Raw genomic sequence first — 22210 nt, 5'->3', positions numbered from 1 at the left:
CCTTTTTGGACGGGCGGGACGCCCATCCCACAATAACAATTAAAATTGTAAGTTATTTAATTCGCGATCCTTAGAAGCTTTTAAACGCGGGACAGAGGATTAAGCCACAGCAGAATTGTCCGTTTTAATTCATTTAATTCTCGATACACTTCTTGTTTGACCCACTGCCCGATCGCGTCGAAGGGCGTAAAAATTTGACCCACAGGCCAGCTAACATCTTGCCCCAACGGCGTTTGATGGTTGCCGGCTAGAGTCTGAACTGTAATCATGTCGGGAAATCGTGCTTTTAGCAGTTTGGTCAACAGCAGGGTTTGGTCGATGTTGTCGCCGTTAAATTTGACTAAAAGATTGCGCCGGATTTGATAGCTATCTTGGACGAGGCGATTAGTCTCTTGTGGGGACGGGGTAAACTCGACGTTAAAGACGGGGGAAATTTGCTCCACGATCGGGATTGCTTCGGATGCCGCATAATTGTTGAAAGAAATCAGAATATTGCCTGCCCTTTCTATGTCAAATACAGAACCGATCAGCAAGTGCAGTTTGCATCCCATGCTGTGTCCCATACCGTAAATGGGGAGATAGGAAGATTTGAGCAATTTAGTGGCGCGCAGGCGATCGAGGGCATTTTCAAATTTGTTGAGGACATCGCGGGCGATCGCAATATGATCCAAAGTATTGACAAACGGCGTTGCGACTACAACATATCCTTGATTCCCCAAAGCCTCTAACAGCCAGCGATAGGTCACTTGCGGTGCTGTCGCCACAAATGCACCGCCGAGAAAATGCACGATCGCGATCGGTCTTGAAGGAATTAATACCCAATTGCCTGAAATTTCTTGCCAGTCCATAAATTCAATCTAATAATAAATAAAAAGGCGATCGTTCTCTGAAGGTAAAAGGCAGAATGTTGGATAAATTTTTGCTTTTATTTTCTGCATCAAAAAGGGGTTTGCTACCCATTTTTAAATTCCAAAAACTTTCTTTTTTACTTATACATTATTTATTCTAACTGTTGTGGGGGTAAATAGCACGGCTGGCGATCGCTGCTATTTGCAAGCTGTATAGGGTTGAAGCTAGTAACCGAATAAATCAAGGCTGACATCCGCGGCTTTCAAAGATTTGTATATCGTGTCCTATCGCACGGCTGCAAGGCGCTGTAGCTGGTATCGCGGGTAATTCACCCGACAGGATATTAACAGTCAAATACGGCTCCAAACCCCCAATATCGCGTATTAATCAGCCCCTGGGCGATCGGCTTCGATTCGGCTATACAACTATAACATCCTTTAGGACAGCCCCCCGATTTCAGACGATCGCTGGGGGTTTAATTCTGGCGAATGACCAATACCTTCTGCCGTTTGATGACTCAACTTTTCGTGAGTCTTCATCCATTTCCACTTGTTGACAGTAGCTTGAGGATTGAGCGCTGTGGTAGCGATGCCGTAAACAATAGTCGGCAAAACCTCCCGATTTAACCAACTTTGTCCCAGCTTTCTCATGTAGTGCAGTGCCAAAACTTCTCGAAATTTGTTAAGCCTTTGCAAAAGCGGCAAATTCTTAAAACATAACTCTTCGTACTCGTGGAGTGATAACTCTTTTTCTCCCCGCAAGCGCCGCAGTTGGTTTTCCTTGACACAATCAGAAGCTATGCGCTTTTTGAGCCAGTGCTTATCTGTGAGAGAGTTCCCTCTAATTCGATAATTTCCCAAAGGTTCTGTCGCCGCTAGCAAGCCATACTTTTGAGCAACTTTAGTAAATAATTCTGTATCTTCTCCTACCTCCCAATCTTCTGGAAACCCGCCTTCTTGGAGTAGAATAGAGCGATCGACTACAACAGAAGACGGGAAAACCCAAGGACTTTCGCCTGTCTCCTTAATCGCCTGCATTTCTGCTTTAGTTGTAGGATAGGTGGGAATATAACTCAACTTGTTGCCACGCTTGTCTAAATACCGCAAAGCGTGAGCGACAGCTTTGACTTCTGGATTGTCTGCGAGCATATTCAAACAAACTTCTAACTTATTGGGTTCCCAAGTATCGTCGCTGTCGATAAACGCTACATACTCGCCTGTGGCGCGATACATCATTAAATTTCTCGACTTAGAAACCCCGTAATTTTCGGGATTTCTGAAGTATTGAATTCTCGAATCTTGCTCTACCAGCTTAGCAGCAACTTTGTCAGTAGCGTCAGTAGAGCAGTCATCAACAATTAAAATTTCTAGATTCTTGTGGGTACCATTGAGTACGGAGGCAATTGTCTCGGCCAGAGTGTCGGCAGCATTGAATGCAGGAATGATGACGCTGACTTTTTGGCTGTTCATAACTTGCATTAAGGTGTGGTTTGGTAGTTGTTCGCCGAAGTATAGTCTCGAAGCAGACACTCTGACTCCTTTACGTGCAAGTACCTGTAGTCAGGAAACTTGCCTACATACTGCCAATATAACAGGTTTACCACGTCAGTGTTATCTACCATAAGGAGGCAACAGCCCTTAGCAGGCGGAGTGCAGACTATGATTTGGCGGCCAATTTTTTTGACACAAAGGCGACGGGTGCGAGGGATTGAGGGATTTTTCTGGGGACTGGAGTTGTCCTAAATTCGATCGCATCTTTTTTTTTTGTTAAATAGGACTTACCCAGAAAAACCCGGAATCACCCAAAATTATTGGTTTGAGAAGTATGCAGCTACACAAAAATTTGTTTCTGACTCAGTTCGATTTCTGTTAATAGCTAATCATATTTTTTCGACCGCCAAAACCGGGAATTTAGGAGTGTGAAACTTTACTACAGCAATCTTAAATCAGTTGTACAAATATGTAGGGGTAGTGCCAAGAATGCCTACCCCCAAGGATCGGGGCAACCGGGCGCGAGTTTTGGCCCTACAACACTTACACAATTCCTTGAGAATCGCTATACGAACCTAATTTAAAAACATCAGCAAAAATAGCATTTTCCTCCACCATTCTTCCCGCATCCGGCGAATCGTAAACCACTAACAGCGAATTCTGCCCTCCCAAATAGGGAAACAGGCTCAATCCCTCAGCATTGTCCGTACCCACCTTAAAAGGCAAGTCAAACAATACCTCCAAATCTCCCCCATCTTGCCCCGTAATACTGTCGCCCGATCGCCCTAAAATTCCCTTTAACCGAAAAACCCTCATCGCCCCAGATAAAGTCATCGTCGGCCCGGCTAAAACCATCAAATCTTCTCCATTCCAGCACAATTCTCGCACCCCCAAACCGTTCAAATCAACAAAATGTTTCTTGTACAATTTCTCTCCTTCCCCAATAGCCTTAAGCCTTAAAACTCCCGGTTCAGCCTCTTCAACTTCTATCTCTAAAATTATCGCCCAACCCCGCAGCACCGGCCCCCGCAAACCAAGAAAAATCCGATTTCCGCGCACCGCCAACCCTTCAATATCAAAGCCATTTTCTTTACTCGGAATCGGCACAGATAAATATAGACCGAGGTGGGTGTCATCTTTGAGCGCGTCTGTCAGCAAATTGCCTGTTTCTGTCCGCTGCAGGCATCCCACTGTCTGCTGAATTTCGGGATTGTCTGAATCGGGAATTGACTCGCACAAAATCCCGTCTTTCATAGGAATGCGCGCCAGTAAATAGCGGTTGACTTCTGTGACGATTTCTGCTAATCTTTCAATGTCTTTACCGGGGTCTTTGCCTTTAGCTTTCTTGCGTTTGGTGCTGTGAGAACCGACTAGCCAAAGATAATCGTTGCTGAAATCAATTCCTTCAATATCGATTTCAGATTCTCCAGATAAATCTATAAAATCTGCGATCGCAAATTTTTGATGTTCTCCAAAAATATGAGGGGCGACAGGCGACAAACGCTCGATCGAAGTCGTTTCATCGGAACCCAGCCACAAATGGCCGTCTGGAGTTAAAGCAACAGCGGATAAGTCTGTAATGATATCCGCGGCTTCGTTGGTGAATTGCAGCAGCAGCCGACCGAGCAAAAAAGATTCTGGCATAATTATTAGCACTAAAACTATTGTTATGGTCAGTCATTATAGCTAAATATGCTTAAAATTGATATCTTGCCACAGGTGTAATAGCTATAGTAGTAGGGTGTGTCATAACGGGAGATATTTGGGAGAATTAATCAGGCATCAACTGACGCACCATGGGATTAGGAAGGTGCGTCAGATGTATAGCAGGAGGCAGAAGGCAGAAGGCTTGAGGCAGGAAGCAGGAGGCAGAGGTAATCAGAGCAAGGGTTTCAGCAATCGATATCGTCGTAACCGCCAAGGCGGTGGCTATAAATTTTCCGAGAATAAATTAGATATGAACTGAGACACCCTAGAAATTAAGTTAATTGTCGATCGCGTCCCTTCGCCGCTGGCTGTAGCGTTTCAATTCATCAATTAAATGAGTATCGTTAGATGCTGTTCTCGCGCCCGCTTCCGCCGCCCAGCGCTTCAAATCTTCAATTTGCGATCGCGCGATCGCAGCTAAAGGTACTGTATCCTCGATCGACCTCAAAATATCCTCCGTCATCAAATCCCGGCGCTGTCCGTTTACAAACGTTCCAAAAGCCCGATACAACCCATCTATTACGACTTGTTCAATTTCTGCACCGCTAAAATTCTCAGCGCGTTTCGCCAAAACTCCCAAATCAAACTCGCGCAATCTAGTTGGCCGCAGTCGCTGCAAATGCACTTTAAAAATATCTTGCCTTTCCGATTCTGAGGGCAAATTTAAAAAGAAAATTTCATCAAACCTGCCCTTTCTCAGCAACTCTGCCGGCAAAATCCTGACGTTATTTGCAGTGGCGACAATAAACACCGGACTGGTTTTTTCCTGCATCCAAGTAATCAAACTGCCGAATACCCGGCGCGAAGTTCCCGAATCGCCGTCGCTGCCGCTGATAATGTTGCCGAAGGCTTTATCTATTTCATCGATCCACAAAACGCAAGGTGCGATCGCCTCTGCTAATTGTATCATTTGCCTGACGCGACTTTCGCTTTCCCCGACCACGCCGCCAAACAATCTCCCAGTATCCAATCGCAACAGTGGCAAACGCCATTCGCAAGCAATAGTTTTCGCAGATAAAGATTTGCCCGTTCCTTGAATTCCTACTAACAAAACTCCTTTCGGATTCGGTATGCCGTAGCGACGCGCTTCATCAGTAAAAGCATCTTGCCGCATCTTTACCCACTGTTTCAAATTCTCCAAGCCGCCCACACTTTTTAGGGATTCTCTGGAGTTAAAAAACTCCAAAATTCCCGTTTGGCGAATTGCTTGCTGTTTCTCCTCCAAAACTCCGTCAATATCTGACTCGTTAATTTGCTGTTTGGCGGCCAAAGCTTTAGCCAAAACCCGCCCGATTCTAGCGCGACTCAAACCCTGACAAGCTTTAACCAACTGTTCCCTTGCTAAACCGCTAACTTGCAACTGTTGCGGCTTTTCCACAACGTGGGAAATTAAACTGTCGATTTCTTGCACGTTGGGCAAAGGAAAATCAATTACTGTGACTTCTTCTTTCAATTCCTCCGGCAATTCCAGGGTGTGAGAAGTAAGAACTATAGTTTTTTTGCTGCGCTTCAATTCCCGCGTTAAATTCCGCAATTCCCGCACTACCGCCGCATTTTTTTCGGTGTATGGATATTTCAAAATTGGGTGCAAATCCCGCAGTACAAATATGGTATATTCTTCAACAGCAGTTTTGCTGACGCGATCGAGCGCCGCCATTACCGAACCTTTCCCAGAACCGTTATCCTCCCAGCCCCGCACAAGATCCCAGAACAACACCCGGCGCGCGGGAGTTACTTGCAGCGCTACTTGGGCAATTACGGCTTCGACTGGTTCTTCCTCCGCGCCGACAATGTACAGCAGCGAATAGCGGGCGCGAATCATCAAATCTAGTCGTTTTACCAGTGCCTCGAAATGGTTATTTTTACTGCCATTGACGACATCTAATTCTTTGGGGTTTGGGTAATTTTCTGTCATTTTATTGGATATCTTAAATATATATTCAACCTTATTAAATATTTTGTTTGCAGTTAGGACTTTAGTCCTTAAAAAGGATTTAACCGAACTAAAGGTTAGTAGTAAGGACTTTAGTCCTTAACAACTATTTAGCCGGACTAAAGTCCGTACTGCGAACGTTAAAATTATAACAGAATCGTGAGCAGTTGGCTACTTAGCAGCTTTTCGAGCTTGTTTCACCATTTCAATCAGAGTATGGTGAGCATCTTCGGCATCGGTTAAAGTGCGATCGAAATTTACTCTGACGGGCACTGTTTCGTCGTTGACTTTAGCGGTTAAATCCATGCCGTTGGCATCAATAGCGAGCATTTGAGCTTCTGTCGCCTCCGGTTTGCCGCCAAATGCTTGAGCGTACAGCACTACAGCACTAGCGTGGTCTTCGTTCATGTGAGTGCAGATGCGATCGCTAATCTCAGTGGAAAACTGTTCTGACATGGGGAGATTCCTCAGATGCAATATCGATCGATTGTACTGCGATCGGTACAAAGTTTTCAACCGCGATCAATTGCCTCAAGAGTTATGAGGGATAAATAACTAAATTCTATCCGCGTAAATCGGCGTTAATCTGCGGTTTTAAAAATGCCATCTTTCAACTATAATGATAAAACATTACTTTCTTAATAGTGCATAATCACATGAAAAAATCTAGCGCTTATATCGAACTACTCAAAACATTTCCGCCGCGACCCATAAGTGCTGAGGAGGAGTTAATGGCAACTCAAGAAGCGATCGACTCTTTGTTGGATAAAGGCGAACTGACTCCCGACGAACGCGACTATCTAAACGTACTTGGAACTCTCGTTTATGAATACGAGAAAACTTGAGAACCCATACCTGACATTTATGGGATAGAACTGTTAAAAGCTTTAATCGAAGAATTTGACCTGAGACAAAAAGACCTAGTTCCTATTTTTAAAACCGAGTCAATTGTCTCAGATATCCTCCATGAAAAGCGTAAACTTACAACTGAACACATACAAAAACTTGCAGAGTTTTTCAGTGTCTCGCCGGCTGTTTTCTTTCCAGTGCATCCAGTTAAAACAACTACTTGAATTGAGAAACATATTTTTGTTTGTAGTAAGGACTTTAGTCCAGAAACCCGGTTTTTACGATAACACGCATTGTCACCGAGAGATTCTCTAAAAACCCGGTTTCTTGAATCGGAGTGCCTAAATCCTGAGAATGCTTCCTTTTCATTGTTTCTTAAAGGCGAGACAGTTTATCATAATTAGCAACTAAATAGAATTTAAACAACCTGCCATGCTGTGGACACCCGGACAAATCCTCAAAACTCGCCCTTTCCGCATTGACACCATCCTGGGAATGGGGGGATTTGGCATGACTTACAAGGCCACACACTTGCAACTTAACTATCAAATTGTCCTCAAAACACCGAATCTAAGTTTGCAAAATGACCCGGAATACGCCAACTTTGTTCGCAGATTTATCCGCGAAGGGCAAATCTTAGCAAAATTTTGCCAAAACGCACATCCTGGAATTGTCCGCATTAGCGATTTGTTTGAGGAAAAAGGCCTTCACTGTTTGGTAATGGATTTAATCGTCGGTCAAAGTTTATTTGATACAGTACGGCAACGGGGGCGACTCCCGGATACAGAAGCAGTGGCAATTATCCGCCAAATTGGAGAAGCATTAAGTGATGTTCACCAAGCCGGAATAGTCCATCGAGATGCCCATCCAGGTAATATTATGTTGCGTCCCAACGGGCAAGCAGTATTAATTGATTTTGGTCTGGCAAGTGAATTAATGCCAACTGTTATTAGTAGCAGACATCCTCATAACCCTGCTTTTGCTCCTTGGGAACAGCATATCGAAGGTAGTGGTAAACCAACAGTTGATATTTATGCTTTAGCTGCATCTTTATATTATACAGTAACGGGAAAACCGCCAACAGCTTCCCTCAATCGGCAGTTTAGAAACGAAGCATTGCCACCTGCGAAAGATTTTGGGGTGAAGGATTGGGTGAGTTTAGCAATAGAAAAAGGGATGGCATCCGAACCACAACAGCGATCGCAGTCGATGAAAGATTGGTTGAGTTATCTCCGGGAACCGATTCCGCAAACGGTTGCGAGTGTTTCGGTACAGCTTAAATCAGCGCGGGGTGTTGACTATACTCGCCTGCGGGATTTATTGGCGGCGGGGAAGTGGAAAGAGGCGGATCAGGAAACAAACTGTGTCATGCTGAAAGCCGCTAAACGGGAGGTAGACGGTTGGTTAGATACGGAATCCATCAAAAATTTTCCTTGCGATGATTTACACATGATCGACCAGTTGTGGGTAAAGTATAGTCATGGTCGCTTTGGCTTTAGCGTCCAGAAAAAAATCTGGTTAGAAGTCGGTGGAAAATATGATTATGATGATGAGGCTGAACGCAAGCTGGCCGAGCGCGTTGGTTGGCGAAAAGGGCGCAAGTGGTTAGATTATGAAGACCTAACCTTTAATAATCACCAAGCACCGAGGGGCCACCTTCCTGTGAGCGTAGGTGGATTGGAATTGGTGGGTTGTTGGGAAGGGTGCGTGGAAGCATGGTATGATATTTCTGATTGGGCTAATAAAGCTATAATATGTAATCTATAGGGATTTCAGCTCTTTGTTAATTTGTTTATAGAACCTTTTTATACGAAATTTATGGTGAGTTAGCGAACATTAATGCAAATCCTATCAAAATATATATAGCTTAGATATGCCCTATGAAATAGAATTTACAACTGAATCTTTAGCAGACCTAAAACTTCTCAGACCTATCGATCGCAGTAAAGTAATCGATGCTATTGAAATCCATCTGATACACAACCCTACCCAAGAAAGTAAAAGCAGAATTAAACGTTTGCGGGAGATGGATAAACCGCAATATCGGCTGCGGGTAGATGAAATTCGTATTTTCTATGACGTTCGGGAGAATATTGTAGAAATTATCGCAATTGTTCCTAAATCACAAGCCGCTGAATGGCTGTTACGTGAAGGAAAAACTACAGAACCAACGGAGGAATAGATAATGAAAACTGTTACTTTGACTGACTTACAAACAAATGTCTCAAAATACCTCGAACTTGCAGAAGTAGAAGACATCATCATCTTGAAAGAAGGAAAACCAATTGGCGTATTGCGAGGTTTTTCTGATGAAGATGATGCCTTTGATTATGACTTAGAAAATCATCCCCTATTTAAAGAAAGAGTCAGGAAGTCTCGCCAGCAATTTCGAGAAGGAAAAGGCATTAGTTTAGAGGATGTCAAAGCTGAACTTCTCAAAGAGAATCTACTCTAAAATCGAGGCGTAATCATGCGTTATGCCATTGTCATTGAAAAAACACCTAATAACTATTCAGCATATCCGCCCGATTTACCCGGATGTGCAGCCACAGGTGCTACCCTTGCAGAAGTACAGCAGCAAATTAAAGAAGCGATCGAATTTCACTTAGAAGGGTTGCGAGAAGAAGGTTTACCCATTCCCGAACCAACTACTCTTTGTGAGTATGTAGAAGCATGGTAGTAGGGCAAAATATTTCATAGATTAAGTCGGCAAAATTCAATTATAATCTGCTCTAAAGAGGATGTTATCGAACGTTTCTTAGTCCAACAGTAACAACTATATCATTCCAAATCCGCAAGAGCTAATTTCAAGCAAGCACGAACCTCCTTGCAGTCACGTTCCGACAGATGACCAATTAGAACTAAGTTGGAAGATGGGGGTAGAGTGACAATAAAACTGCGAAAAACTGAAGCGACTCGTAAACCTGCTGCGGCCCAATCTTGGAGTATATAATCAGTTAAACCTAAAGCAGTGGTCTGTGTAGTAAGGAGTCCAGCTATGACATCAGAGCGAGTTGTGTTATAGGTAACTGATGATAGAATTACAGCCGGACGACGTTTAATGCCAGTGACACCAGGAAAATCTACTGTCACCACATCACCAGGATTAAAAGACACTATTACATCTCCTCATTTTCAGAAAAAATGGTTGCCGCGTACTGCAAAGAAAATGCCGTCACATCGAGTTTATCTTCCTCAGTCCAAGTCTCGCTTTCATCGACAACCGACAGATTTTGCTGCACCAAATCGTTGAGAATAAGAGTTGCCAAGCGCAGTCTATCCTTTGGTGAAAGGGTAGACAGAACGCGATCGTAAACTTCTCGAACAGTAGTTAACATAGCAAATCCTCTTGCTTCTTATCTTGTGGAACACTTAGGACAGGTTGATTTGATTATAGCTCAAAAATTTAATAAAATTATGCTATAATTAAGTTCTAATTTATAACCCCATATTCACCTATGCCAACTTTAACTGATATTGGCACTTTAATTATCCGCGATCCGCACCTTCGCGGTGGCATCCCTATTATTGCAGGTACTGCCACATCGGTGCAGCGAATCGTAGTCTTATACAAACAAGGTAATAGTGCTGAGGAAATAGCAGCGGATCTGGATCATCTCACCTTAGCGCAGGTTTATGCTGCACTGACTTATTATCACGCAAATCGAGCAGAAATAGAAGCAGATTTAGCGGCTGAACAAGCTGAATATGAACGTTTGGCAGCATTAAATCGGCTAAAAATGCAGAAGAAAGCATGAGCCAAATTCGTCTTTACTTAGATGAAGATTCACGAAGTAAAAAACTATTGCAAGCTTTACAAAGTCGTGGTGTAGATGTCATTACAGTTTCCGAAACAGGGATGTTATCTCGCAGCGATGAAGAGCAATTAATTTGGGCTTTTACTAATCAAAGGGTAATTTATAGTTTCAACATTAGGGATTTTTATAGAATCCATACCAATTGGCTAGAAAGAGGAGATTCTCATGCAGGAATTATTTTAGGACAGCAAAATTATTCAGTGGGAGAACAAATGCGTCGCCTTTTGAGTCTAATTTCTGCCAAATCAGCGGCAGAAATGCAAAATCAAATAGAGTTTATCAGTGCTTGGAGTGAAGAGTAAAGATATTATCGATCGAGATAATTAGAATCCCGACTTCTCCAAGAAGTCGGGGTTGTGAGTATTCTGGTTTGTGACTACAAACTGCACAGCCTAACTAAAAGATCGATCGTCAAACGGCAACTCATCAAACAGCGAATTAATATCAGCCTCAGAATTCGCAACAGGGGAATTAGCGCGAGATGCCGACGGCTTAACAGAATTCACCTGGGCTACCGATAACTTGGCGGCAGGTTCCGATTTCTGTAACTTAACTACAGGTAATTCTCCTCCATTTTCTCCATTTTTGCCCGTTTGATTCCACATCATCATTCCCAGCAAACCATCAACCAAACCACCACCACTACCGTTGCCTGTTACCGCAACATCCGGCACAACTCGCACGTTACGATCGCCTATAATTTGCATTAACTGCAAAGCCGTATAACCCGAACCTCCCAAAGCTACAACACCCGCGCGATAAGCTTCAGCTTGAGCATTTCCCTTCACCCGAATCGACTCTGCTTCGCCTTGAGCTTGTTTCACCTGAGAATTCGCTTTCAACTCAGAAATCTTCACGCCTTGTTCGGATTTTACCATCTCTTGTTGAATCTCAGCTAGCGCCGTTTCCCGCACCAATTGTTGCCGCTGAGTTTGTGCTAATTGCTGCACCTCATAAGTCTTGCACTGTTCCTCAGCAATTTTGCGATCTGTTTGAGTTTGCATCAACTCTGCAGGCGGCAAAATATCCCCGATTAAAGTATCAATTGCCTGCACGTCGTAGGTACGCAAAGCTGCTTTGATATACTCGGCGGCTTCCGCTTGCCTGCCGCTTCTTGCCGAGAGAAAATCTAATACAGAATAAGCTTGAGCCGAATTGCGGAAATAATTCCCAATTGTCGGCTGCAAAACATGGTCAACTAAATTCTGCATTGAGCCGACGCGAGAGATGACTTTTGGAGCATCCAAAGCGCCGACGTGAATAATCTGAGCTACTTCTAAATCAAAGGCAAAACCGTCTTGAGAACGCACGGTTAAAGACGGAATGCCTGTGCCGAACTCGCTATAAACTGCCGGAATGGCTGTTCATTCTTTGGATTTAGAACTTTTGGAGAGCTTACCCTCAAAAGGTTGAACTCCACTATTTGGATAGTTGTCATCACTGGGGCTAAAAATCCGCACCGCTGCTTCCGAAACGTAACGCATCGCGTTTGCCAAAGATTTAGAAAGATTCATAGAATCTGCCTCTCTTGTCTGAGTTCTGATACTTTTAATATTACTCTGATTTTGGGGCTGTGGATGAGTTTAGCAATATTTATTTGAATTACTTATTGGTCTGCAACATCGAAGCAAGCTGAAGGTTTAAGAAATTACGCATTTTTGGACGATCGACCTTTTGCTGGTAGATTATTTCCTCGCTCAACTCCAGCACTCGCGATCGCCCTCCCGACGGTCAGAAACCGGGTTTTCTAACTCTATTCAAAGGCTGCAACGAAATATTTTCGCAAAAAACCCGGAACGCTTGAGTGTTTGTGCTTAATTCTGAGTTTGTTAAATTCAATATTTATATTGAATTTACCATAATATTAATGTACAAATTAACCGAGATCCGCTATCAAAGGGCATTATAAGCGAATTTATCCGACAAATATCTGCAATCTTCATCAAATATTTACAAAAAGATATGGTGTTTGTCACTATAATTAAGAAAAAGAAGTTTGTCCGGGGTTTTTTTTATGAAAACTACCACAGAAAGCCTGCAGCTCACAGGTTTTGAAGAAATCTTAGAAGACCAGGAACTAACGGTTTCTTCAGCAGATTACAGCCTTTTGACCGATCTCTACCAGCTAACGATGGCCGCTTGTTACGTCGGGGAAGGGCTCGACGGGCGGGCCGCGAGTTTTGAGTTGTTCGCGCGCAGGCTGCCAGAAGGTTTTGGCTACGCGATCGCGATGGGTTTGGCTCAAGTTATCGATTATTTGGAGAAATTTCGGTTTTCTCAGTCGCAAATTGAGGCTTTGCAGTCCACTGGGATTTTTGCCGGCGCCCCGGAACGATTTTGGACTTTACTCGCCACAGCCCGTTTTACTGGCGATGTTTGGGCGGTGCCGGAGGGGACGGCGGTTTTTGCCAACGAGCCTCTGCTGCGAATTGAGGCTCCTCTGTGGCAGGCTCAGTTAGTGGAAACTTATTTATTGAATGCCATAAATTATCAAACTTTGATTGCGACGCGGGCAGCGCGGCTGCGGGATGTGGCGGGCCCGGAGGCTAAGTTGCTGGAATTCGGGACGCGCAGGGCTTTTGGGCCTCAAGCTGCTGTTTGGGCGGCTAGGGCTGCTCTGGCTGCGGGATTCGACGGAACTTCTAATGTTTTGGCTGCTTTGAAGTTGGGCCGCAAACCTGTCGGTACGATCGCCCATGCTTTGGTAATGGCTGTTGCCGCCCTCGAAGGCAGCGAGAATCAGGCGTTTGCAGCTTTTCACCGCTATTTTCCGGGGGCGCCACTGCTGATCGATACTTATGATACTGTGGGGGCGGCGCGGATGTTGGCCGATCGAGTAAACAGCGGTGAAATGCAGTTGGAAGGCGTGCGGCTGGATTCGGGCGATTTGGCGGTGCTGTCGCGGGAAGTTCGATCGATCCTGCCTGGGGTTCCAATTTTTGCTAGTGGCGATTTGGACGATCGAGAAATTGCTAAATTAAAAAGTAGCGGTGCTTGCATTGACGGTTACGGTTTGGGAACCAAGTTAGTCAGCGGTTCCCCTGTGAACGGTGTTTATAAGTTGGTGGAAATTGACGGAATTCCGGTGATGAAAGAGGCAAGCGGCAAGGTAACATATCCAGGAAGAAAGCAAATTTTTAGACATATTGAAAATGGGCAAATTCTCGGAGATTGTTTAGGATTGTCGGGAGAAAATATTCACAATTGCGATTCTTACTTACCATTAATGGAGTTGGTTTTCAAGGAGGGAAAACGAGTCAAGAACCAGGAAAGTTTGGAGGATATCGCCAAACGCACTGCTGCTTCTGTCGCCAGTCTTAGACCCGAAACTCGTCAACTTGACAACCCGATTTCGCCGTCAGTGGAAATTTCTACAGATTTGCAGAGTCTCACCGAAAAAACGAAAAAGAGTCAATCGATTTTAGATTTTAGATTTTAGATTGAAGTCAGTAGTCAGTAGTCAACAGTCAACAGTCAACAGTCAACAGTCAACAGTCAACAATTACCGATTCCCTATGCAGAAGATTGCTCTTTTTGGAACCAGTGCCGATCCACCAACAGCGGGACATAAAACAATTCTGAGTTGGCTTTCGCAACATTTTGATTGGGTAGCAGTTTGGGCGTCGGACAATCCTTTTAAGTCGCACCAAACTTCTCTAGAACACCGATCGGCAATGCTGCTGTTAATGATTCAAGAAATTAATTCGCCCAGACACAATCTTTGCTTGCATCCAGAACTCAGCAGTCCGAGGACTGTGGAAACTGTGGAACAAGCAAAATTGCTGTGGCCGAATGCAGATTTGACGCTGGTAATAGGTTCGGACTTGGTGGGGCAACTGTCTCGCTGGTACAAATTTGAACAATTGTTAAAACAAGTGGACTTGCTGATAGTACCGCGACCCGGTTATCCATCAGAACAATTAGATTTGTGGCAGTTGAGGCGCATGGGTGCAGAGGTGGCGATCGCATCTTTGAGTGCTCCCAATGTTTCTTCTACTTCCTATCGGGAAAAAGGAGACAGGGAAGCTCTGACTCCCACCATCGAAGATTACATCCATAGGGAGCATTTGTACGCATGGCACGAGGCACAAACAAGAGCGAGGGTTGCTCATTAGCTGACTTTAAAGTAGGAGTAGATAATGTTATTTTTTCCGTCGATACCGTGCAGAACCGCTTGTTGGTGCTGTTGCTAATGCGGCCAGACGAACCGTTTATCGATTCTTGGAGTCTTCCCGGTACTTTGGTGCGACACGGAGAGTCTCTTGAAAATGCGGCTTACCGGATTTTGTCTGAGAAAATTAGGGTAAAAAATTTGTATCTGGAGCAATTGTATACTTTCGGAGAACCGGGGCGCGATCCTCGGGAAATTACCAGGGGCGATCGCTATCTTTCGGTGAGTTATTTTGCTTTGGTTCGTTTTGAGGAAGCTGAGTTAATTGCTGGGAGTGTAGTCGCGGGTGTGGGCCACCGCGTCGGCGGCATTGCTTGGTATCCCGTGCAACAAGTTCCTAAGCTGGCCTTCGATCACAATCAAATTCTCGAATACGGATATCGGCGACTGCGTAACAAACTTGAATACAGCCCGGTAGCTTTTGAAGTGTTGCCGGAACTTTTTACTTTGAGCGATTTGTATCAACTTTATACAACTATTTTGGGGGAAAATTTTTCTGATTATTCTAATTTTAGAGCTCGATTGTTGAAATTGGGTTTTTTGTGCGATACCGGTGTTAAGGTTTCGCGCGGGGCGGGCCGCCCTGCTAGTTTGTACCGCTTTGATGCGACCGCTTTTGCTCCTTTCAAAAATAAGCCTCTGGTGTTTATCTAGCTGTTTATTGGATGACATTCGGGGAGCAATTTAGTAACATGAGAATAGAAGCTATTAAGGAGTACGGACTATGAAAGATCCAGATGAATGCGCTAATATTCACGAAGTTCGGGAGGAAATTGATATCATCGATCGAGAAGTGATCGAGGCTTTGAGCAAGAGATTTCAATACGTCATCGCTGCAGCAAGGTTCAAAACGAGTGAAGCTAGCGTTAAATCGTTCGATCGCTTTCACGATATGTTACAGCAGCGGCGCGAGTGGGCTCAACAATCGGGTTTGAATCCTGATGTGGTTGAAAATATTTACCGGGATTTGGTAAATTATTATATTGAGGAAGAGTTGAAACATTACAAATCAAAGTAATCTTTCGCTACATTCAAATCTAGGACTATAGGAAAGTAAGTCCGCGCGGGCGGACTGTTAGCAATATTTATTAAGTGATTTGGTAATATGAAAATTGCGATCGCACAACTCAATCCTACTATTGGTGATATCTTTGGCAACTCCAACCTAATTCTGGAGGCTGCGAAAAAAGCTGAGGTTGAGGGCGCAAACTTATTGCTAACACCGGAACTTTCCCTGATCGGTTATCCGCCGCGCGATTTGTTAATCAATCCGAGTTTCATTGCAGATGCAGGTGCACAGTTGCTGCAACTAGCGCAAGCTTTGCCGCCGGAGTTGGCAGTCATAGCAGGCACTGCCTTACCTAATGCTAATGCTGTTCAACTAGGCGGAAAATCCTTGTTTAATAGCGCTGTTTTGTTGCAAAATGGCGTGGTCAAACAAGTTTTTCATAAACGCTTGTTGCCTACTTATGATGTATTTGATGAAGATAGATATTTTGAACCGGGAGAAAACAGCAATTACTTTTCTATTGGCGAAGTCAAAATCGGCGTGACAATCTGTGAAGATTTGTGGAACAATGAGGAGTTTTGGGGTAAACGCAGTTACGCGGGCGATCCTGTTTCCGATTTGGCAAAATTGGGTGTAGATTTAGTGGTGAATTTGTCGGCATCGCCTTATTCTGCTCTGAAGCGGGGAGTGCGATCGGCGATGTTGCAGCACAGCGTCATCCGCTGCGGGATACCGATTATTTATGCTAATCAAATAGGAGGAAATGACGATATTATTTTTGACGGCAGCAGTTTTGCTGTGAATCGAAAGGGTGATTTAATTCAGGTATTAGCTTCTTTTGAAACGGATTTTGCGGTGCTGGAATATGATGCAGCTAAACAAGATTTAGTTGCCAGCGGGAACGGGCAAGATGCCCGTTCCACAACTGATTTGGGATTAGGTGAAGGACGACAAAAACTAGGTTCGATCGGCAGTGGCGTTGGCAGCGGCGGGAACGGGCATCTTGCCCGTTCCACAACTGATTTGAGTTTTTATCCGGCAGAAGGAGATGCCGAAATTTGGGCGGCTTTGGTTTTGGGAGTGCGAGATTATGTTCGCAAGTGCGGTTTTTCTAAGGTTGTACTCGGTTTGAGTGGCGGGATAGATTCGGCTTTGGTGGCTGCGATCGCCAGTTGCGCGATCGGGCCCGAAAATGTTCTAGGGGTGTTGATGCCTTCTCCTTATAGTTCGGATCATTCGGTTAATGATGCTTTGGAATTAGCCCGAAATCTGGGCATCGCGATCGAAATGTTGTCGATCGACGATTTGATGAAAACTTACGATCGCACTCTCGCCGATTTGTTTGTCAACACAACTTTCGGCATTGCTGAGGAAAATATTCAATCGCGGATTCGAGGCAATCTGTTGATGGCAATTTCTAATAAGTTCGGACATTTGCTACTTTCGACTGGCAATAAGTCGGAAATGGCGGTGGGTTACTGCACCCTCTACGGCGATATGAATGGGGGATTGGCGGTGATTTCCGATGTGCCGAAAACTCGCGTTTATTCGCTTTGTAGGTGGCTGAATTCTGGCGGATATGTAGGGGCGGTGCCCCCGTGCCCGCCCTCTCCCTACCCACCCCCGTACCCGCCCCTGGGAAAGGAAATTATTCCGGTTAATATTATTACTAAACCGCCTAGTGCTGAACTGAAACCGGGGCAAGTTGACCAAGATTCTTTGCCGGATTACGATGTTTTGGATGACATCTTGCAGCGGTCGATCGAACATCACGAATCGGTTCAACAAATTATCGCTGCCGGACACGATGAAGCGGTGGTTAAACGTGTAGTAAAATTAGTCAGGCAAGCGGAGTTTAAGCGGCGGCAAGCAGCCCCAGGTTTGAAAATTAGCGATCGAGCTTTTGGTACCGGTTGGCGGATGCCGATCGCCAAATCTTCCTTCTATTAAACCCATCCTTAAACGCAAAATGGTTAACATCGACGGTACTTTCGGCTTCGATTTTCTCGCGGGAACTCTCAGCAACGATACGATAAGAGGATTTGCGGGTAATGATACTATTCAAGGTTTGGGGGGAAACGACCGAATTTTTGGCGATCGGGAAAATGACTTGCTAGCAGGAAATGAAGGCGCTGATACGCTGTCGGGTGGTCAGGGAAGCGATACAATCTATGGAGGACAAGGTGAAGATGGGATTTTTGGCGATCGGGGTAACGATTTGCTAATAGGCGGCGAAGGTAGGGATATCTTGACAGGAGGGGCAGGCGATGATTTATTTGTGATTGAAAGAACCGCCGCCGCATCAACTATTACGGAAGCCGATATAATTACAGATTTTGGCAACGGCAATGATAAAATTGTCTTGACCGAAGGCATGAAGTTTAGCGATTTAGAGCTTTCTGTTTCTGACAACCAAACTATTATGAAAGATAAAAACTCTGGTAATTATTTAGGAGTTGTTTTGGGAAACTCTAATCTGACTGAATCAAACTTTATGTCGCTGTTTGGCGGACTAGATATGGGTCAACTTTTGCCAATTTCTGTTAACACGATTATAGCCGATCGCGCGTTAGCGGAGCCCTCGCAGAGGATCGGACTGGAAGTGGCGCAAACTCCCCAAGAACAAGCCACAGGTTTAATGTTTCGCACAGAATTGCCGGATGACAGGGGAATGCTTTTTCCCATCGAACCCGCGCGAAACGTGCGTTTCTGGATGAAAAACGTGTTTATTGAGCTCGATATGGTTTTTCTGCGGGAAGGCGTCGTGCAGGCGATAATTCCTAACGTACCGCCGTGTTTGAGCGAAACCTGCCCCAACTACGGCCCGGATGTTCCCGTTGACGGAGTGATCGAACTCAGAGGCGGAAGGGCGGCCCAATTGGGATTGAAAGTGGGCGATCGGATTCCCAATTTACCCTAAAAGGTAGATGATATCATGTCTGTTTGATTCGGACTTGTATGATATTAAATTTTGTAGGGGCGGGTTCACAAACAATAATTGCCCATAATCTACAATATAATAAACCCGCCCCCGCCCATACTACCGGACATGATATGATTTTATCGCAGCATTAAACATTTGTGCATCCCATGAATCCTATTGAATTAAAAATAATCCCCCATCAAACTCAAGACGGTTTAGCTTACCAACATTTGCGCTTGCGAATTACAACTCAAGACGGTATCATCACACCAGATGATTTACAAGGTTTGAAACTTCCTCAAGACGTTCAATTGAGCCAAGGAATTGTCATTGAAGGTAGAGGAGCAATTTGGCTGTACGGGTATTTAGTACACGAATGTCATCCTGCAGCTTGGGTGGGATGTTACGATCCGCGATTAGAAGGTGCGGTGGTAGTAGCGACGCACAAGCACGAGGTATCTGTTGGACAGGTATTAAAATTGAGTTTACCAAGCGATTAAGACTCTCCTGAGTTTTAGGTGATAATAAATAAAAATAAAACTTCCCGTAGTGGGGGAATCTTACCTGCCTTAGCGACTGTGAATTTCTTACTCCCTCCCCTTGCTAAGGGGAGGGTTGGGGTGGGGTAAAAAATTTACGAGTCATTTAGCATTGCTATAGCTGCCTCAGAAGATTATTAGCCACAGATGCACGCACAGCAATCCGTATAAATTCACAAAACATCTGCGCTGTTTAGCGTGCAGTTGGTGTTGTCATGCACCTTACTGAATCCGCACTAAGGCAAAAAAATAGTTTGACGGGCAATATACTATTGTTAGTTGTTATTTCTTAGTTATTAATTATGGCAAATTACAGAACTGTATTGTTGTTCAATAGTCTAACTTTAGTGCTAGTTGGGCTAGTGACGGCGTGTCTGAGTTTATTCGGTTCTTCAGTAAAAGGGTTATTTTTGCCGCCTTGTTCTGCCACGTATCCGGGTGCAGGTTTCTTTTTCTTGGCGTTTCAAATGTTATTTTATTTATCGGTAATGGTGTGCGCTTTTACCTTTGGATTGCTGAGAATTATTCAACCCGATCGCCCCGAAAATCGATTTATTTTATATTCGGCACTGTTTGCAGGTTGCTTTCTGTGCAATGAAGTTTTTCGCACCCACGTTCATCTGGGACGTGCGGGTTTTCCGAAAGTTACAATTGTCATATTTTACGCGGTGCTGGCAATTGCATATGGATTAGCTTTTCGGAGACAAATTCGCTCGACTCCCTATCCTTTACTGCTGAGTGGCGTTGGTTTGTTATTTGTTGCCTTTTTTGCAGAAGCGCTGCCTTTAAAAAACGAGATCATTTCGAGCTTACTGGAGGGAATACCGAAACTGTTGAGCGGGATTAATATTGCACTTTATTTTTGGTTTTTGTGTCAGGGTTTGATAGTGCGATCGCTTGTTGCAGGTGGCGGCAAAGCCGGAGGAAATTGAATTTCACCACCAATTATTTCAGGAGTATATCAGACCCGCTCGATCGCTGATAATATACGTAGGTTGGGTTGAACGAAGTGAAACCCAACTCCAGATATGTAGGTTGGCTTTAACGAAGCGTTGGAGTTGGGTTTCGTTCCTCAACCCAACCTACATATCTACTATGCTACGAACTTATATCAAAACAAAAAGTACCGCTGGGCCATTGGCAAAACAGTTGCCGGTTCGCAAGTTAACAATTCCCCATCCGCCCTGACTTCATAAGTTTCTGGATCGACTTCCATTTGTGGCAAATAATCGTTGAGTTTCATGTCTCTTTTGCTAATTTGTCGTGTGCCGGAAACTGCTACAGTGGGCTTTTGCAAACCTAGCTGTGCGGCAATACCTCGATCGCGCGCCGCCTGCGAAACGAATGTCAGACAAGTCGCCCCAATCGCACCGCCAAAGCTGCCAAACATCGGCCTCATGTGCACCGGTTGCGGCGTCGGAATGCTGGCGTTAGCATCTCCCATCTGCCCGTAGGCGATCGCCCCTCCTTTAATTACCAGTTCCGGTTTCACCCCAAAAAAAGCCGGCCGCCACAAACACAAATCCGCCAATTTCCCCTCTTCCACCGAACCGACATACTGACTAATTCCGTGAGTAATCGCCGGATTAATTGTATATTTTGCAATATACCGCTTCACCCTAAAATTATCATTAATCCCCTCTGTTTCCCCCCCTTGATAAGGGGGGGTTATCCCTCTTGTTTCCCCCCCTTGATAAGGGGGGGTTATCCCTCTTGTTTCCCCCCCTTGGTAAGGGGGGGTTAGGGGGGGTAAATTCCCCCGCTGCACTTTCATTTTATGTGCCGTTTGCCAAGTCCGAATAATCACCTCTCCCACTCTTCCCATCGCCTGCGAGTCAGAAGAAATCATACTAAACGCACCTAAATCGTGCAAAATATCCTCAGCAGCAATAGTTTCCCTTCTAATTCTCGACTCAGCAAAAGCCACATCTTCAGGAATGCCTCGATCCAAATGGTGGCAAACCATCAACATATCTAAATGTTCTTCTAAAGTATTGACAGTGTAAGGGCGAGTCGGGTTAGTTGACGAGGGCAAAACATTAGCTTGGCCGCACACTTTAATAATATCCGGTGCGTGTCCGCCGCCAGCACCTTCAGTGTGGTAAGTGTGAATAGCGCGATTTTTAAATGCGGCAATTGTGGCTTCGACAAATCCCGCTTCATTGAGAGTATCGGTGTGAATTGCAACTTGCACATCGTACTCGTCAGCTACACTCAAACAAGTGTCGATCGTTGCTGGTGTAGTTCCCCAATCTTCGTGGAGTTTCAAACCCATTGCACCGGCGAAGATTTGTTCAATTAATCCTTGGGGTTGACTGCTATTTCCTTTACCTAAAAACCCTAGATTTACGGGGAAAGCGTCGGCTGCTTGCAGCATTCGGTACATATGCCAAGGCCCAGGAGTGCAAGTTGTGGCGTTTGTACCCGTTGCAGGGCCAGTGCCGCCGCCGATCATTGTCGTGATTCCAGAGGCGATCGCCACTTCTATTTGTTGCGGGCAAATAAAGTGAATGTGAGAGTCAATTCCCCCAGCGGTGAGAATCATTCCTTCACCGGCAATTACTTCAGTACCAGGCCCGATAATAATATCTACCCTATCTTGAATATAAGGATTTCCGGCTTTACCAATTTTGTAAATTTTGCCGTCTTTAATGCCTACATCTGCTTTAACAATTCCCCACCAGTCTAATATTAAAGCATTAGTAATTACCGTGTCAACAGCGCCGTCTGCATTAGAAATCGGCGATTGTCCCATGCCATCTCGGATGACTTTGCCACCGCCAAATTTAACTTCATCCCCGTAGGTTGTGAAGTCTTGTTCAACTTCTATGAATAATTCTGTATCGGCTAACCGGACGCGATCGCCCACAGTCGGCCCGAAGGTTTCCGCGTAGGCGCGGCGATCCATTCTGTAACTCATAT

At 44.8% G+C, this 22210-nt stretch carries 25 protein-coding genes; 15 read left to right on the top strand and 10 right to left on the bottom strand.

Going from position 1 to position 22210, the window contains the following annotated elements; translation table 11 throughout:
- Window positions 1-80: 80 nt before the first annotated feature.
- The 5 genes from QUB20_RS10400 to QUB20_RS10380 form a co-directional block, all read right to left on the bottom strand.
- Window positions 81-848 carry a DUF1350 family protein gene (locus tag QUB20_RS10400; RefSeq protein ID WP_333249147.1) on the bottom strand — a complete coding sequence of 256 codons (768 nt, stop codon included), beginning with the start codon at window positions 846-848 and terminating at the stop codon, window positions 81-83.
- A gap of 438 nt (window positions 849-1286) precedes the next feature.
- The gene (locus tag QUB20_RS10395) at window positions 1287-2378 is read right to left on the bottom strand and encodes a glycosyltransferase family 2 protein (RefSeq protein ID WP_333249145.1); all 1092 of its coding nucleotides are present in this window, start codon (window positions 2376-2378) and stop codon (window positions 1287-1289) included.
- A gap of 504 nt (window positions 2379-2882) precedes the next feature.
- The gene (locus tag QUB20_RS10390; RefSeq protein ID WP_333249141.1) at window positions 2883-3983 is read right to left on the bottom strand and encodes a DUF3616 domain-containing protein; all 1101 of its coding nucleotides are present in this window, start codon (window positions 3981-3983) and stop codon (window positions 2883-2885) included.
- A 340-nt stretch (window positions 3984-4323) separates the two neighbouring features.
- Window positions 4324-5961 (bottom strand): AAA family ATPase, encoded by a 1638-nt coding sequence (locus QUB20_RS10385; protein WP_333249138.1) that lies wholly within the window; start codon window positions 5959-5961, stop codon window positions 4324-4326.
- 189 nt (window positions 5962-6150) lie between these two features.
- On the bottom strand, window positions 6151-6435 hold the full coding sequence (locus QUB20_RS10380) for a DUF2470 domain-containing protein (protein ID WP_333211405.1): 285 nt from the start codon (window positions 6433-6435) through the stop codon (window positions 6151-6153).
- A 200-nt stretch (window positions 6436-6635) separates the two neighbouring features.
- Here QUB20_RS10380 and QUB20_RS10375 point away from each other — a divergent pair, with 200 nt between their 5' ends.
- From QUB20_RS10375 to QUB20_RS10355, 5 genes are all read left to right on the top strand, one after another.
- The gene (locus QUB20_RS10375; protein WP_333249135.1) at window positions 6636-6824 is read left to right on the top strand and encodes a transcriptional regulator; all 189 of its coding nucleotides are present in this window, start codon (window positions 6636-6638) and stop codon (window positions 6822-6824) included.
- Between the two features lie 436 nt (window positions 6825-7260).
- Window positions 7261-8595 carry a serine/threonine-protein kinase gene (locus QUB20_RS10370; RefSeq protein ID WP_333249132.1) on the top strand — a complete coding sequence of 445 codons (1335 nt, stop codon included), beginning with the start codon at window positions 7261-7263 and terminating at the stop codon, window positions 8593-8595.
- A gap of 106 nt (window positions 8596-8701) precedes the next feature.
- Window positions 8702-9010 (top strand): type II toxin-antitoxin system RelE/ParE family toxin, encoded by a 309-nt coding sequence (locus tag QUB20_RS10365; protein WP_333249130.1) that lies wholly within the window; start codon window positions 8702-8704, stop codon window positions 9008-9010.
- 3 nt (window positions 9011-9013) lie between these two features.
- Window positions 9014-9283, top strand: a complete 270-nt coding sequence (locus tag QUB20_RS10360) for a type II toxin-antitoxin system Phd/YefM family antitoxin (RefSeq protein ID WP_333249128.1) — start codon at window positions 9014-9016, stop codon at window positions 9281-9283.
- A gap of 15 nt (window positions 9284-9298) precedes the next feature.
- A complete protein-coding gene (locus tag QUB20_RS10355) occupies window positions 9299-9508 on the top strand; it encodes a type II toxin-antitoxin system HicB family antitoxin (protein WP_333249126.1) in 210 nt (69 codons plus the stop codon).
- A gap of 101 nt (window positions 9509-9609) precedes the next feature.
- Here the strand turns inward: QUB20_RS10355 and QUB20_RS10350 are convergent, their stop codons facing one another.
- Together QUB20_RS10350 and QUB20_RS10345 are read right to left on the bottom strand one after the other, a co-directional pair.
- Entirely contained in the window at window positions 9610-9945 is a 336-nt protein-coding gene (locus tag QUB20_RS10350) for a type II toxin-antitoxin system PemK/MazF family toxin (protein ID WP_333249123.1), read from the bottom strand.
- 2 nt (window positions 9946-9947) lie between these two features.
- A complete protein-coding gene (locus tag QUB20_RS10345; RefSeq protein WP_190734845.1) occupies window positions 9948-10166 on the bottom strand; it encodes a hypothetical protein in 219 nt (72 codons plus the stop codon).
- A 120-nt stretch (window positions 10167-10286) separates the two neighbouring features.
- Here QUB20_RS10345 and QUB20_RS10340 point away from each other — a divergent pair, with 120 nt between their 5' ends.
- Together QUB20_RS10340 and QUB20_RS10335 are read left to right on the top strand one after the other, a co-directional pair.
- Window positions 10287-10586 carry a DUF433 domain-containing protein gene (locus tag QUB20_RS10340; RefSeq protein ID WP_333249121.1) on the top strand — a complete coding sequence of 100 codons (300 nt, stop codon included), beginning with the start codon at window positions 10287-10289 and terminating at the stop codon, window positions 10584-10586.
- Window positions 10583-10948 carry a DUF5615 family PIN-like protein gene (locus tag QUB20_RS10335; RefSeq protein WP_333249118.1) on the top strand — a complete coding sequence of 122 codons (366 nt, stop codon included), beginning with the start codon at window positions 10583-10585 and terminating at the stop codon, window positions 10946-10948. The genes QUB20_RS10340 and QUB20_RS10335 overlap by 4 nt, the downstream gene beginning before the upstream one ends.
- Window positions 10949-11038: 90 nt before the next feature.
- Here the strand turns inward: QUB20_RS10335 and QUB20_RS10330 are convergent, their stop codons facing one another.
- Both QUB20_RS10330 and QUB20_RS10325 read right to left on the bottom strand, forming a co-directional pair.
- Window positions 11039-11971 (bottom strand): SPFH domain-containing protein, encoded by a 933-nt coding sequence (locus tag QUB20_RS10330; RefSeq protein ID WP_445299390.1) that lies wholly within the window; start codon window positions 11969-11971, stop codon window positions 11039-11041.
- 39 nt (window positions 11972-12010) lie between these two features.
- The gene (locus tag QUB20_RS10325) at window positions 12011-12160 is read right to left on the bottom strand and encodes an isochorismate synthase (RefSeq protein WP_333143642.1); all 150 of its coding nucleotides are present in this window, start codon (window positions 12158-12160) and stop codon (window positions 12011-12013) included.
- 500 nt (window positions 12161-12660) lie between these two features.
- Here QUB20_RS10325 and QUB20_RS10320 point away from each other — a divergent pair, with 500 nt between their 5' ends.
- The 8 genes from QUB20_RS10320 to QUB20_RS10285 all read left to right on the top strand — a co-directional run bounded on the left by QUB20_RS10320 (window position 12661) and on the right by QUB20_RS10285 (window position 20220).
- On the top strand, window positions 12661-14085 hold the full coding sequence (locus tag QUB20_RS10320) for a nicotinate phosphoribosyltransferase (RefSeq protein ID WP_333249112.1): 1425 nt from the start codon (window positions 12661-12663) through the stop codon (window positions 14083-14085).
- Window positions 14086-14161: 76 nt separating this feature from the next.
- A complete protein-coding gene (locus QUB20_RS10315; RefSeq protein ID WP_333056330.1) occupies window positions 14162-14761 on the top strand; it encodes a nicotinate-nucleotide adenylyltransferase in 600 nt (199 codons plus the stop codon).
- The gene (locus QUB20_RS10310) at window positions 14722-15471 is read left to right on the top strand and encodes an NrtR DNA-binding winged helix domain-containing protein (RefSeq protein ID WP_333241154.1); all 750 of its coding nucleotides are present in this window, start codon (window positions 14722-14724) and stop codon (window positions 15469-15471) included. Before QUB20_RS10315 ends, QUB20_RS10310 begins: the two co-directional genes overlap by 40 nt.
- Window positions 15472-15541: 70 nt before the next feature.
- Entirely contained in the window at window positions 15542-15835 is a 294-nt protein-coding gene (locus QUB20_RS10305; protein ID WP_333056332.1) for an isochorismate lyase, read from the top strand.
- An 87-nt stretch (window positions 15836-15922) separates the two neighbouring features.
- Window positions 15923-17776, top strand: coding sequence for an NAD+ synthase (locus QUB20_RS10300; protein WP_333249109.1), 1854 nt, complete (start codon window positions 15923-15925; stop codon window positions 17774-17776).
- Between the two features lie 19 nt (window positions 17777-17795).
- On the top strand, window positions 17796-18746 hold the full coding sequence (locus tag QUB20_RS10295) for a DUF192 domain-containing protein (RefSeq protein WP_333249106.1): 951 nt from the start codon (window positions 17796-17798) through the stop codon (window positions 18744-18746).
- Between the two features lie 170 nt (window positions 18747-18916).
- Window positions 18917-19249 carry a CRISPR-associated ring nuclease Crn3/Csx3 gene (crn3, locus tag QUB20_RS10290; RefSeq protein ID WP_333083735.1) on the top strand — a complete coding sequence of 111 codons (333 nt, stop codon included), beginning with the start codon at window positions 18917-18919 and terminating at the stop codon, window positions 19247-19249.
- A gap of 341 nt (window positions 19250-19590) precedes the next feature.
- On the top strand, window positions 19591-20220 hold the full coding sequence (locus QUB20_RS10285; RefSeq protein ID WP_333249103.1) for a hypothetical protein: 630 nt from the start codon (window positions 19591-19593) through the stop codon (window positions 20218-20220).
- A gap of 179 nt (window positions 20221-20399) precedes the next feature.
- On the opposite strand, the gene ureC is transcribed toward QUB20_RS10285, so the two are convergent.
- The gene (gene ureC / locus QUB20_RS10280; protein WP_333249100.1) at window positions 20400-22208 is read right to left on the bottom strand and encodes an urease subunit alpha; all 1809 of its coding nucleotides are present in this window, start codon (window positions 22206-22208) and stop codon (window positions 20400-20402) included.
- Between the last annotated feature and the right edge of the window lie 2 nt (window positions 22209-22210).

It is taken from the genome of Microcoleus sp. B4-C2, assembly GCF_036705265.1.
Classification (GTDB): Bacteria; Cyanobacteriota; Cyanobacteriia; order Cyanobacteriales; family Microcoleaceae; genus Microcoleus.
The sequence above is the reverse complement of the archived record's forward strand: the minus strand, read 5'-3'. Positions and strand labels throughout refer to the sequence as shown.